The following is a 15,884-nucleotide window of genomic DNA, read 5'->3' as shown; positions in this document are numbered from 1 at the left end:
GACGGTTTTTTATTACTCTTTTACACTACTTTATTTATAATTATTATAAATTGTCACAAATTCAATTTACCTAACAATATATTTTGTGTTGTTATATTCTGGATCATAAATAAATTGTTCAACACATAGTTGTAATGTATTTCAATATGGTTTAGATAGATTGTTAAATTGTATTGAATCGTCATCTATTTTCTTTTTTAAATGAGAATGGGATACGCATTACAATACCCAATCAATCAAATGTATATACATTCACAACACAACAGAGACATAACAACAAGATAAGGAGTGAACAATAGCTGTGAATTATCGTGATAAAATTCAAAAGTTTAGTATTCGTAAGTATACAGTTGGAACATTCTCAACAGTCATTGCGACGTTAGTATTTTTAGGATTGAATACATCACATGCACATGCTGCAGAAACAAATCAACCAGCAAGTGAATTTAAACAGAAGCAACAAAGTAGTAATGAGCAGACTGAGAATCGAGAATCTCAAGTACAATCTTCTCAAAATTCACAAAATAGTCAAACATTATCTACGCCTAGTGAAAATGAACAATCGAATAATAATCAAACAAGCCATGTAGGTGCAAATGAAGCACAACCGTCTACAACTGAACATGAACAACCTTTATCTCAAAATAAGCAATCTAAAAATGAGACAAAAGATACTGTTGTAAAACCACAATCTGATAAAAAAGAAACTAGTCAGGAGCAAAATGAAAATCATGTTGCAAACAAACCAGTAAATGACAACGAAGCAACGCATGTAGAAAGTCATCAAGTAAATATAGTAACTGCTTCAGATGCAACAGAAAATGGTAATGTACAACATGATCGAAATGAATTACAAGCATTTTTTGATGCAAATTATCATGATTATCGCTTCATTGACCGCGAAAATGCAGATTCTGGAACATTTAACTATGTAAAAGGCATTTTTGACAAAATTAATACGTTGCTAGGTAGCAATGATCCAATTAATAATAAAGACTTGCAACTTGCATACAAAGAATTGGAACAAGCAGTTGCTTTAATTCGTACAATGCCTCAACGTCAACAGACAAGTCGTCGATCAAGTAGAATTCAAACACGTTCAGTTGAATCAAGATCAGCAGAACCTAGATCAGTATCTGGTTATCAAAATGCAGACTCATCATACTATGTTGAAAATGCTAACGATGGTTCTGGTTACCCTGTAGGTACGTATATTAATGCTTCGAATAAAGGGGCACCATACAACTTACCAACGACACCTTGGAATACGCTGAAAGCATCAGCTGCAAAGGAAATAGCTCTGATCACAGCGAAACAAACCGGAGACGGTTATCAATGGGTTATTAAATTTAATAAAGGACATGCACCACATGATAATATGATTTACTGGTTTGCTTTACCGGCAGAACAAGTGCCGGTTGGACGCACTGACTTTGTAACCGTTAATGCAGACGGTACAAATGTACAATGGAGTAACGGTGCAGGAGCAGGTGCAAACAAACCGCTTACACAAATGTGGCCATATGGTGTAAATGACTCTCGTTCGTGGGACTTTAAAATTAGAAATAGAAGTGGGCAAGTAATCTATGATTGGCCAACTGTTCATATTAATAGTTTAACTGATTTAGCTCGTGCAGGAGATTATTTCAGTGAAGCTGGTGCAACAGCTGCTACTAAAGCCTTCGGTAGACAAATCTTTGAATATATTAACGGTGATAGACCAACTGAATCACCTGGTGTGCCTAAAGTTTATACTTTTATCGGTAAAGGTGATGCGAGTTATACGATTTCATTTAAAACGCAAGGTCCAACAATCAATAAATTGTATTATGCTGCAGGTGCTCGTGCATTAGAATACAATCAATTATTTATGTACAGTCAATTATATGTTGAATCAACACAAGACCAACAACAACGTCTTAATGGTTTAAGACAAACTGTTAACAGAACATATCGCTTAGGTACAACTAAACGAGTTGAAGTAAGCCATGGTAACGTACAAACTAAAAAAGTACTTGAAAGCTCAAACTTAAACATTGATGACTTCGTTGATGATCCTTTAAGTTACGTTAAGACACCAAGTAACAAAGTGTTAGGATTTTATCCAACTACTGCAAATGCTAATGGCTATAGACCGGGTGGTGTTCAAGGATTAAATGAATATCAATTAAGCCAATTATTTACTGATCAAAAGTTACAAGAAGCAGCAAGAACTAAAAATCCAATCCGCTTAATGATTGGTTTTGACTATCCTGATGCTTATGGAAACAGTGAAACTTTAGTACCTGTTAGCTTAACGGTATTACCTGAAATCCAACATAATATTAAATTTTATAAAAATGACGATACACAAAATATTGCTGATAAACCGGCTTCAAGACAAGCTGGACATCCAATTTTTTATGTATATGCAGGTAACCAAGGGAATGCATCTGTAAATTTAGGTGGTAGTGTAACAACGATTCAACCATTGCGTATTAATTTAACAAGTAATGAAAACTTTACAGATAAAGATTGGCAAATTACCGGTATTCCGCGTACATTACACATAGAAAACTCGACAAATAGACCTAACAATGCCAGAGAACGTAACATTGAACTTGTTGGTAACTTATTACCAGGTGATTACTTTGGAACGATACGTTTTGGCCGTAAAGAACAATTGTTCGAAATACGTGTTAAGCCACATACACCAAGAATTACAACGACAGCAGAGCAATTAAGAGGTACAGCATTACAAAAAGTACCGGTTACAGTTACAGATATTCCATTAGATCCATCGGCATTAGTTTATTTGGTTACGCCAACAGCTCAAACAAGAGATGGTGGAACTGAAGCTGATCAAATACCATCGGGTTATACAACACTTGCGACGGGTACGCCTGATGGTGTGCATAATACAATAACTATACAACCTAAAGATTACGTTGTGTTTATTCCACCGGTAGGTAAACAAGTTAGAGCATTGATTTATTACAACAATGTAGTTGCCTCTAATATGAGTAATGCAGTTACAATATTGCCAGACGACATTCCGCCAACATTGGAAAACCCAGTTGGTATCAATGCAAAATATTATCGCGGCGATGAAGTTAGCTTTACCATTGCAGCAGCTGATAGACATACTGGATTAAAAAATACGACAATTACTACATTACCAAGCGGATGGACATCCAATTTAGCTAAAACTAATAGTGACCATAATGGAACAATCACAATTACTGGTAGGGTTCCAATGAATCAGGCCTACAACAGTAATATTACTTTTAAAGTTGCAGCAACTGATAATGCAAATAATACGACGAATGATAATCAATCTAAACATGTTTCAATCCATGTAGGACAAATTAGTGAAGATGTGCATCCAATTGTATTAGGAAATACAGAAAAAGTTGTAGTTGTAAATCCAACTGCTGTATCTAATAATGAAAAGCAAAGCATTATTACTGCCTTTATGAACAAAAACCAAAATATAAGAGGTTATTTAGCTTCATCTGATCCAGTAACTGTCGATAATAATGGCAATGTTACTTTACATTACCGTGATGGCTCATCAACAACACTTGATGCTACAAATGTGATGACATATGAACCGATTGTGAAGTCTGAATATCAAACTGCCAATGCCCCTAAAACGGCAACAGTAACAATTGCTAAAGGACAATCATTTAGTATTGGTGATATTAAACAATATTTCACTTTAAGCAATGGACAGGCTATTCCGAGTGGAACATTTACAAATATTACATCTGATAGAACGATTCCAACAGCTCAAGAAGTAAGTCAAATGAACGCAGGAACACAGTTATACCATATAACTGCTTCAAATGCGTATCATAAAGACACTGAAGATTTCTATATCACATTGAAAATAGTTGATGTGAAACAACCTGAAGGCGATCAACGTGTCTATCGTACATCAACATATGACTTAACAGCTGATGAAATTTCAAAAGTTAAACAAGCATTTATTAATGCGAATAGAGATGTAATTACGTTTACAGAAGGTGATATTTCAGTAACAAATACACCAAATGGGGCCAATGTAAGTACAATTACAGTCAATATTAATAAAGGTCGCTTAACAAAATCGTTCACGTCTAATCTTACAAATATGAATTTCTTGCGCTGGATTAATTTCCCACAAGATTACACAGTATCTTGGACAAATGCGAAAATTGCAAATCGACCAACTGATGGTGGTCTATCTTGGTCTGATGACCATAAATCATTAATTTATCGTTATGATGCGACATTAGGTACTCAAATTACGACGAATGACATTTTAACAATGTTAAAAGCAACAACTACAGTGCCTGGATTGCGTAATAACATTACTGGTAATGAAAAAGCACAGGCTGAAGCTGGTGGAAGTCCTAACTATAGAACGACTGGTTATTCACAATCAAATGCGACAACTGATGGTCAACGTCAATTTACGTTGAATGGTCAAGTGATTCAAGTGTTAGATATCATTAACCCTTCAAACGGTTATGGTGGCCAACCTGTTACAAACTCTAATGTTCGTGCTAATCATAGTAACTCTACAGTTGTTAATGTAAATGAACCGGCAGCTAATGGTGCAGGTGCATTTACAATTGATCACGTCGTGAAAAATAATTCTACACGTAATGCAACTGATGCTGTTTATAAAGCACAGTTATACTTAACACCTTATGGTCCAAAACAATATGTTGAACATTTAAACCAAAATACAGGTAACACTACTGATGCAATCAATATTTATTTTGTACCAAGTGATTTAGTAAACCCAACAATTTCAGTAGGTAATTACGCAAATCACCAAGTGTTCTCTGGGGAAACATTTACAAATACAATTACAGCGAATGATAACTTTGGTGTGCAATCTGTAACTGTACCAAATACATCACAAATTACAGGTACTGTTGACAATAATCATCAACATGTTTCTGCAACAGCACCAAATGTAACATCAGCAACTACTAAGACAATCAATTTAGTGGCAACTCATACAAGTGGTAATACTGCTACGACTTCTTTCAATGTAACAATTAAACCTTTACGTGATAAATATCGAGTTGGAACATCATCAACGACTGCTAATCCTGTTAGAATTGCCAATATTGCGAATAATGCGACAGTATCACAAGCTGATCAAACTGCAATTATTAATTCGTTGACGTTTACTGAAACAGCACCAAATAGAAGTTACGCGAGAGCAAGTGCAAATGAAATCACTAGTAAAACAGTGAGTAATGTGAGCCGTACAGGAAATAATGCTCATGTAACAGTAACGGTTACTTATCAAGATGGCACAACATCAACTGTTACTGTACCAGTTAAGCATGTCATTCCGGAAATTGTTTCAAATCCACATTACACTGTACAAGGGCAAGATTTCCCAGCAGGTAATGGTTCTAGTGCATCAGATTACTTTAAGTTATCAAATGGTAGTGCAGTTCCAGATGCAACGATTACGTGGGTAAGTGGTCAGGCACCTAATAAAGACAACACTCGTATTGGTGAAGATATCAATGTAACAGCACATATCTTAATTGATGGTGAAACAACACCGATTACGAAAACTTCAACATACAAAGTAGTAAGCTCAGTTCCGAAACATGTCTTTGAGACAAATAGAGGCGTAGTGTTCCCAGGTGTATCTGATGTGTATGATGCGAAACAATATGTTAAACCAGTTAATGATTCTTGGACACAAAATGCGCAACGTATGAATTTCCAATTTACAAATTCATATGGACCAAGTAAAGATGTAGTGGGTATTTCAACAAGGGATATCCGTGTTACTTATGATAATCACCAAACGCAAATTATTAAGATTTTAGCTAAAGTTAAGCCAGATCCACCGAGAATTGATGGAAACTCTGTGACTTATAAAGCAGGACTTACTAATCAACAAATAAAGATTAATAATGTATTAAGTAGTTCATCTATTAAATTATTTAAAGCAGATAATACGCCATTAACGATTACTAACACAACATATGGTAGTGGTAATAGTGCAGTAGTTACTGTAAGTGATGCGTTACCAAACGGAGAAATTAAAGCAAGATCTTCGATTTCAATGAACAATGTAACGTATACGACACAAGATGAGCATGGTCGAGCAATTGATGTCACAAGAACAGAATCTGTAGACTCTAATGATAGTGCGCACGTAACAGTGACACCACAATTACAAGCGACATCTCAAGGTCCAGTATTTATTAAAGGTGGCGACGACTTTGATTTCGGTCATGTAGAACGATTTATTCAAAATCCACCACATGGTGCAACAGTCGCATGGCAAGATAGTCCAGATACATGGAAGAATACAGTCGGTAACACTCATAAAACTGCAGTTGTAACATTACCAAATGGTCAAGGTACACGTAATGTTGAAGTGCCAGTCAAAGTTTATCCAGTTGCTATTGCCAAAGCACCATCTCGTGATGTGAAAGGACAAAACTTGACACATGGTACAAACGCTATTGATTACATTACATTTGATCCAAATACAAATACAAATGGTATTACAGCAACTTGGGCAAATAGACAACAACCAAATAATCAACAAGCAGGCGTTCAAAACTTAAATGTCGATGTAACATATCCAGGCATTTCAGCTGCTAAACGAGTTCCTGTAACTGTGAACGTATATCAATTTGAATTCCCTCAAACTAGTTATACGACAACAGTTGGTGGCACTTTAGCAAGTGGTACGCAAGCATCTGGTTATGCACAAATGCAAAATGCTACAGGTTTACCAACAGATGGATTTACGTATAAATGGAATCGTGATACTACAGGTACAAATGACGCAAACTGGTCAGCTATGAATAAACCGAATGTGGCTAAAGTCGTTAATGCAAAATATGACGTCATCTATAACGGACATACATTTGCATCATCTTTACCAGCGAAATTTGTAGTAAAAGATGTCCAACCAGCGAAACCAACTGTGACTGAAACAGCGGCAGGAGCGATTACAATTGCACCTGGTGCGAACCAAACAGTCAATACTCATGCTGGTAATGTTACGACATATGCTGACAAATTAGTTATTAAACGTAATGGTAACGTTGTGACGACATTTACACGTCGCAATAATACGAGTCCATGGGTGAAAGAAGCATCTGCAGCAACTGTAGCAGGTATTGCTGGAACTAATAATGGTATTACTGTTGCAGCAGGTACTTTCAACCCTGCTGATACAATTCAAGTTGTTGCAACACAAGGTAGTGGTGAAACAATCAGTGACGAGCAACGCAGTGATGATTTTACAGTTGTCGCACCACAACCGAACCAAGCGACTACTAAGATTTGGCAAAATGGTCATATTGATATCACGCCTAATAATCCATCAGGACATTTAATTAATCCAACTCAAGCAATGGATATTGCTTACACTGAAAAAGTAGGTAATGGTGCAGAACATAGTAAGACACTTAGTGTTGTTCGTGGTCAAAATAATCAATGGACAATTGCGAATAAGCCTGACTATGTAACGTTAGATGCACATACAGGTAAAGTGACGTTCAATGCCAATACTATAAAACCAAATTCATCAATCACCATTACACCGAAAGCAGGTACAGGTCACTCAGCAAGTAGTAATCCAAGTACATTAACTGCACCGGCAGCACATACTGTCAACACAACTGAAATTGTGAAAGATTATGGTTCAAATGTAACTGCTGCTGAAATTAATAATGCAGTTCATGTATCAGAAAAGCGCAATGCAACGATTAAAAATGGCACAGCAATGCCAACTAATTTAGCTGGTGGTAGTACAACGACGATTCCTGTAACAGTAACTTACATTGATGGCAGTACTGAAGAAGTGCAAGAGTCAATTTATACAAAAGCGGATAAACGTGAGTTAATCACAGCTAAAAATCATTTAGATGATCCTGTGAGCACAGAAGGTAAAAAGCCAGGTACGATTACGCAATACAATAACGCAATCCATAATGCGCAACAACAAATTAACGCTGCAAAAACAGAAGCGCAACAAGTGATTAATAATGATCGTGCAACACCACAACAAGTGAACGCAGCATTATCTAAAGTTCAAGCTGCACAAACTAAGATAAATGAAGCTAAAGCATTACTTCAAAATAAAGAAGATAATAGTCAATTAGTAACATCTAAGAATAACTTACAAAGTTCTGTGAACCAAGTACCATCAACTACTGGTATGACACAACAAAGTATTGATAACTATAATGCGAAGAAACGTGAAGCAGAATCTGAAATTACAGCAGCACAACGTGTCATTGACAATGGTGATGCAACTGCACAACAAATTTCAGATGAAAAACGTCGTGTCGATAACGCATTAACAGCATTAAACCAAGCGAAACATGATTTAACTGCAGATACACATGCCTTAGAGCAAGCAGTGCAACAATTGAATCGCACAGGTACAACGACTGGTAAGAAACCAGTAAGTATCACTGCGTACAATAATTCAATGCATGAGCTTCAAAGTGACTTAACAAGTGCTAAAAATAGTGCCAACGCTATTATTCAAAAGCCAATAAGAACAGTACAAGAAGTGCAATCTGCATTAACAAATGTAAATCGTGTAAATGAGCGATTAACTCAAGCTATTAATCAATTAGTTCCTTTAGCTGATAATAGTGCTTTAAAAACTGCTAAGACGAAACTTGATGAAGAAATCAATAAATCAGTAACTACTGATGGTATGACGCAATCATCAATCCAAGCATATGAAAATGCTAAACGTGCGGGTCAAACAGAATCAACAAATGCACAAAATGTTATTAACAATGGTGATGCGACAGATCAACAAATTGCCGCAGAAAAAGCTAAAGTAGAAGAAAAATATAATAGCTTAAAACAAGCAATTGCCGGATTAACACCAGACTTGGCACCATTACAAACTGCAAAAACTCAGTTGCAAAATGATATCGATCAACCAACTAGTACGACAGGTATGACAAGTGCATCTGTTGCAACATTTAATGAAAAACTTTCAGCTGCTAGAACTAAAATTCAAGAAATTGATCGTGTATTAGCATCACATCCAGATGTTGCGACAATACGTCAAAATGTTACAGCAGCGAATGCCGCTAAATCAGCACTTGATCAAGCACGTAATGGCTTAACAGTCGATAAAACACCTTTAGAAAATGCGAAAACTCAACTACAACATAGTATTGATACGCAAACAAGTACAACTGGTATGACGCAAGACTCTGTAAATGCATACAATGCGAAGTTAACGGCTGCACGTAATAAGATTCAACAAATCAATCAAGTATTAGCAGGTTCACCTACAGTAGATCAAATTAATACAAATACGTCTGCAGCAAACCAAGCTAAATCTGATTTGGATCATGCGCGTCAAGCGTTAACACCAGATAAAGCGCCGCTTCAAACTGCGAAAACGCAATTAGAACAAAGCATTAACCAACCAACGGATACAACAGGTATGACAACTGCTTCGTTAAATACGTACAACCAAAAATTACAAGCAGCGCGTCAAAAGTTAACTGAAATTAATCAAGTGTTAAATGGCAATCCGACGGTCCAAAATATCAATGATAAAGTGACTGAAGCAAACCAGGCTAAGGATCAATTAAATACAGCACGTCAAGGTTTAACTTTAGATAGACAACCAGCGTTAAATACATTACATGGTGCATCTAACTTAAACCAAGCACAACAAAATAATTTCACGCAACAAATTAATGCTGCTCAAAATCATGCTGCACTTGAAACGATCAAGTCTAACATTACAGCTTTAAATAATGCGATGACGAAATTAAAAGACAGTGTTGCGGATAACAATACGATTAAATCAGGACAAAATTACACTGACGCAACACCAGCTAATAAACAAGCGTATGACAATGCGGTCAATGCAGCTAAAGGTGTCATTGGAGAAACGGGTAATCCAACGATGGATGTTAATACAGTGAACCAAAAAGCAGCATCTGTTAAATCGACGAAAGATGCTTTAGATGGTCAGCAAAACTTACAGCGTGCGAAAACAGAAGCAACAAATGCGATTACGCATGCAAGTGATTTAAACCAAGCGCAAAAGAATGCATTAACACAACAAGTGAATAGTGCACAAAATGTTCAAGCAGTAAATGATATTAAACAAACAACTCAAAGCTTAAATACTGCAATGACAGGCTTAAAACGTGGCGTTGCTAATCATAACCAAGTCGTACAAAGCGATAATTATGTCAACGCAGATACTAATAAGAAAAATGATTACAACAATGCATACAACCATGCGAATGACATTATTAACGGTAATGCACAACATCCAGTTATAACACCAAGTGATGTTAACAATGCTTTATCAAATGTCACAAGTAAAGAACAAGCATTGAATGGTAATACAAAATTAAATGCTGCGAAGCAAGAAGCGAACACTGCATTAGGTCATTTAAACAATTTGAATAATGCACAACGTCAAAACTTACAATCACAAATTAATAATGCGCATCAAATTGACGCAGTTAATACAATTAAGCAAAATGCAACAAACTTAAACAGTGCAATGGGTAACTTAAGACAAGCTGTTGCAGATAAAGATCAAGTGAAACGTACAGAAGATTATGCGGATGCAGATACAGCTAAACAAAATGCATATAACAGTGCAGTTTCAAGTGCCGAAACAATCATTAATCAAACAACAAATCCAACGATGTCTGTTGATGATGTTAATCGTGCAACTTCAGCTGTTACTTCTAATAAAAATGCATTAAATGGTGATGAAAAATTAGCACAATCTAAAACAGATGCTGCAAGAGCAATTGATGCATTACCACATTTAAATAATGCACAAAAAGCAGATGTTAAATCTAAAATTAATGCTGCATCAAATATTGCTGGTGTAAATACTGTTAAACAACAAGGTACAGATTTAAATACAGCGATGGGTAACTTGCAAGGTGCAATCAATGATGAACAAACGACGCTTAATAGTCAAAACTATCAAGATGCGACACCTAGTAAGAAAACAGCATACACAAATGCGGTACAAGCTGCGAAAGATATTTTAAATAAATCAAATGGTCAAAATAAAACAAAAGATCAAGTTACTGAAGCGATGAATCAAGTGAATTCGGCTAAAAATAACTTAGATGGTACGCGTTTATTAGATCAAGCGAAGCAAACAGCGAAACAGCAGTTAAATAATATGACGCATTTAACACCTGCACAAAAAACTAATTTAACAAATCAAATTAATAGTGGTACTACTGTCGCTGGTGTTCATACGGTTCAATCAAATGCCAATACATTAGATCAAGCAATGAATACGTTAAGACAAAGTATTGCCAACAAAGATGAGACTAAAGCAAGTGAAGATTACGTAGATGCTAATAATGATAAACAAACAGCATATAACAATGCAGTAGCTGCTGCTGAAACGATAATTAATGCGAATAGTAATCCGGAAATGAATCCAAGTACGATTACACAAAAAGCAGAGCAAGTGAATAGTTCTAAAACGGCACTTAATGGTGACGAAAACTTAGCTACGGCAAAACAAAATGCGAAAACGTACTTAAACACATTAACGAGTATTACAGATGCTCAAAAGAACAATTTGATTAGTCAAATTACTAGTGCAACAAGAGTGAGTGGTGTTGATACTGTAAAACAAAATGCGCAACATCTTGACCAAGCAATGGCTAATTTACAAAATGGTATTAACAACGAATCTCAAATTAAATCTTCTGAGAAATATCGTGATGCTGATACAAATAAACAACAAGAGTATGATAATGCAATTACTGCAGCGAAAGCGATTTTAAATAAATCGACAGGTCCAAACACTGCGCAAAATGCTGTTGAAGCAGCATTACAACGTGTTAATAATGCGAAAGATGCATTGAATGGTGATGCAAAATTAATTGCAGCTCAAAACGCAGCGAAACAACATCTAGGAACTTTAACGCATATCACTACAGCGCAACGTAATGATTTAACAAATCAAATTTCACAAGCTACAAACTTAGCTGGTGTTGAATCTGTTAAACAAAGTGCGAATAGTTTAGATGGCGCTATGGGTAACTTACAAACGGCTATCAACGATAAGTCAGGAACATTAGCGAGCCAAAACTTCTTGGATGCTGATGAGCAAAAACGTAATGCATACAATCAAGCTGTATCAGCTGCCGAAACAATTTTAAATAAACAAACTGGACCAAATACAGCGAAAACAGCAGTTGAACAAGCACTTAATAATGTTAATAATGCGAAACAAGCATTAAATGGTACGCAAAACTTAAACAATGCGAAACAAGCAGCGATTACAGCAATCAATGGCGCATCTGATTTAAATCAAAAACAAAAAGATGCATTAAAAGCACAAGCTAATGGTGCTCAACGCGTATCTAATGCACAAGATGTACAGCATAATGCGACTGAACTGAACACGGCAATGGGCACATTAAAACATGCCATCGCAGATAAGACGAATACGTTAGCAAGCAGTAAATATGTTAACGCAGATAGCACTAAACAAAATGCTTACACAACTAAAGTTACCAATGCTGAACATATTATTAGCGGTACGCCAACGGTTGTTACGACACCTTCAGAAGTAACAGCTGCAGCTAATCAAGTAAACAGCGCGAAACAAGAATTAAATGGTGACGAAAGATTACGTGTAGCAAAACAAAACGCCAATACTGCTATTGATGCATTAACGCAATTAAATACTCCTCAAAAAGCTAAATTAAAAGAACAAGTGGGACAAGCCAATAGATTAGAAGACGTACAAACTGTTCAAACAAATGGACAAGCATTGAACAATGCAATGAAAGGCTTAAGAGATAGTATTGCTAACGAAACAACAGTCAAAGCTAGTCAAAACTATACAGACGCAAGTCCGAATAACCAGTCAACATATAATAGCGCTGTATCAAATGCGAAAGGTATTATTAATCAAACTAATAATCCGACTATGGATACTAGTGCGATTACCCAAGCTACAACACAAGTGAATAATGGTAAAAATGGTTTAAACGGTGCTGAAAACTTAAGAAATGCACAAAGTGCTGCTAAGCAAAATTTAAATACATTATCACACTTAACAAATAACCAAAAATCTGCAATCTCATCACAAATTGATCGTGCAGGTCATGTCAGTGAGGTAACAGCAGCTAAAAATGCAGCAACTGAGTTGAATACGCAAATGGCTAACTTGGAACAAGCTATCCATGATCAAAACACAGTTAAACAAAGTGTTAAATTTACTGATGCAGATAAAGCTAAACGTGATGCGTATACAAATGCGGTAAGTAGAGCTGAAGCAATTCTGAATAAAACGCAAGGTGCAAATACGTCTAAACAAGATGTTGAAGCGGCTATTCAAAATGTTACAAGTGCTAAAAATGCATTGAATGGTGATCAAAACGTTACAAATGCGAAGAATGCAGCTAAAAATGCATTAAATAACTTAACGTCTATTAATAATGCACAAAAACGTGACTTAACAACTAAAATTGATCAAGCAACAACTGTAGCTGGTGTTGAAGCGGTATCTAATACAGGTACACAATTGAATACAGCGATGGCTAACTTACAAAATGGTATTAATGATAAAACAAATACACTAGCAAGTGAAAACTATCATGATGCTGATTCAGATAAGAAAACTGCTTATACTCAAGCCGTTACGAACGCAGAAAATATTTTAAATAAAAATAGTGGATCAAATTTAGATAAAGCTGCCGTTGAAAACGCGTTGTCACAAGTAACAAATGCGAAAGGTGCCTTAAATGGTAACCATAATTTAGAGCAAGATAAATCAAATGCAAACACTACTATAAACGGACTTCAACATTTAACAACAGCACAAAAAGATAAATTGAAACAACAAGTGCAACAAGCACAAAATGTTGCAGGTGTAGATACTGTTAAATCAAGTGCCAACACATTAAATGGTGCTATGGGTACGTTAAGAAATAGCATTCAAGATAACACAGCTACGAAAAATGGCCAAAACTATCTTGATGCTACAGAAAATAACAAAACAAACTATAACAATGCTGTTGATAGTGCTAATGGTGTCATTAATGCAACAAGCAATCCAAATATGGATGCCAATGCAATTAACCAAATCGCTACACAAGTGACATCAACAAAAAATGCATTAGATGGTACACATAATTTAACGCAAGCGAAACAATCAGCAACAAATGCCATCGATGGTGCTACTAACTTAAATAAAGCACAAAAAGATGCGTTAAAAGCACAAGTGACAAGTGCGCAACGTGTTGCAAATGTAACAAGTATCCAACAAACTGCAAATGAACTTAATACAGCTATGGGTCAATTACAACATGGTATTGATGATGAAAATGCAACAAAACAAACTCAAAAATATCGTGATGCAGAACAAAGTAAGAAAACTGCTTATGATCAAGCTGTAGCTGCTGCGAAAGCAATTTTAAATAAACAATCTGGATCAAATTCAGATAAAGCAGCAGTTGACCGTGCATTACAACAAGTAACAAGTACGAAAGATGCATTGAATGGTGATGCTAAATTAACAGAAGCGAAAGCGGCTGCGAAACAAAACTTAGGTACTTTAAACCATATTACGAATGCACAACGTACTGCGTTAGAAGGTCAAATCAATCAAGCGACGACGGTTGATGGTGTCAACACTGTAAAAACAAATGCCAATACATTAGACGGTGCAATGAATAGCTTACAAGGTTCAATCAATGATAAAGATGCTACATTAAGAAATCAAAATTATCTTGATGCAGATGAATCAAAACGAAATGCATATACTCAAGCTGTCACAGCGGCTGAAGGCATTTTAAATAAACAAACTGGTGGTAATACATCTAAAGCAGACGTCGATAATGCATTAAATGCAGTTACAAGAGCTAAAGCGGCTTTAAATGGTGCTGAAAACTTAAGAAATGCCAAAACTTCAGCAACAAATACGATTAATGGTTTACCTAACTTAACACAATTACAAAAAGATAACTTGAACCATCAAGTTGAACAAGCGCAAAATGTAGCAGGTGTAAATGGTGTTAAAGATAAAGGTAATACGTTAAATACTGCCATGGGTGCATTACGTGCAAGTATCCAAAATGATAATACGACGAAAACAAGTCAAAATTATCTTGATGCATCTGATAGCAACAAAAATAATTACAATACTGCTGTAAATAATGCAAATGGTGTTATTAATGCAACGAACAATCCAAATATGGATGCCAATGCGATTAATGGCATGGCAAATCAAGTCAATACAACAAAAGCAGCGTTAAATGGTGCACAAAACTTAGCTCAAGCTAAAACAAATGCGACGAACACAATTAACAACGCACATGACTTAAACCAAAAACAAAAAGATGCATTAAAAGCACAAGTTAACAATGCACAACGTGTATCTGATGCAAATAACGTTCAACATACAGCAACTGAATTGAACAGCGCGATGACAGCACTTAAAGCAGCTATTGCTGATAAAGAAAGAACAAAAGCAAGCGGTAATTATGTCAATGCTGATCAAGAAAAACGTCAATCGTATGATTCAAAAGTGACGAACGCTGAAAATATTATTAGTGGTACACCGAATGCAACATTAACAGCCAATGACATAAATAATGCGGCATCACAAGTCAATGCGGCTAAAACAGCATTAAATGGTGATAACAACTTACGTGTTGCAAAAGAGCATGCCAACAATACAATTGATGGCTTAGCACAATTGAATAATGCACAAAAAGCAAAATTAAAAGAACAAGTTCAAAGTGCAACTACTTTAGATGGCGTTCAAACTGTTAAAAATAGTTCTCAAACGTTGAATACAGCGATGAAAGGCTTAAGAGATAGTATTGCGAATGAAGCAACAATTAAAGCAGGTCAAAACTACACTGACG

Annotated in this window: 1 pseudogene (running past one end of the window); it reads left to right on the top strand. The window is 35.8% G+C overall.

Annotated features, from left to right (window positions below):
* Nucleotides 1–301 precede the first annotated feature (301 nt).
* Nucleotides 302–15,884, top strand: a pseudogene (ebh, locus tag ML436_06935) (hyperosmolarity resistance protein Ebh) (it continues 15,578 nt past the right edge of the window).

Origin of the sequence: Staphylococcus roterodami (genome assembly GCA_022493055.1) — a bacterium.
Classification (GTDB): Bacteria; Bacillota; Bacilli; order Staphylococcales; family Staphylococcaceae; genus Staphylococcus; species Staphylococcus singaporensis.
This window is presented reverse-complemented; position numbering and strand designations above follow the sequence as displayed.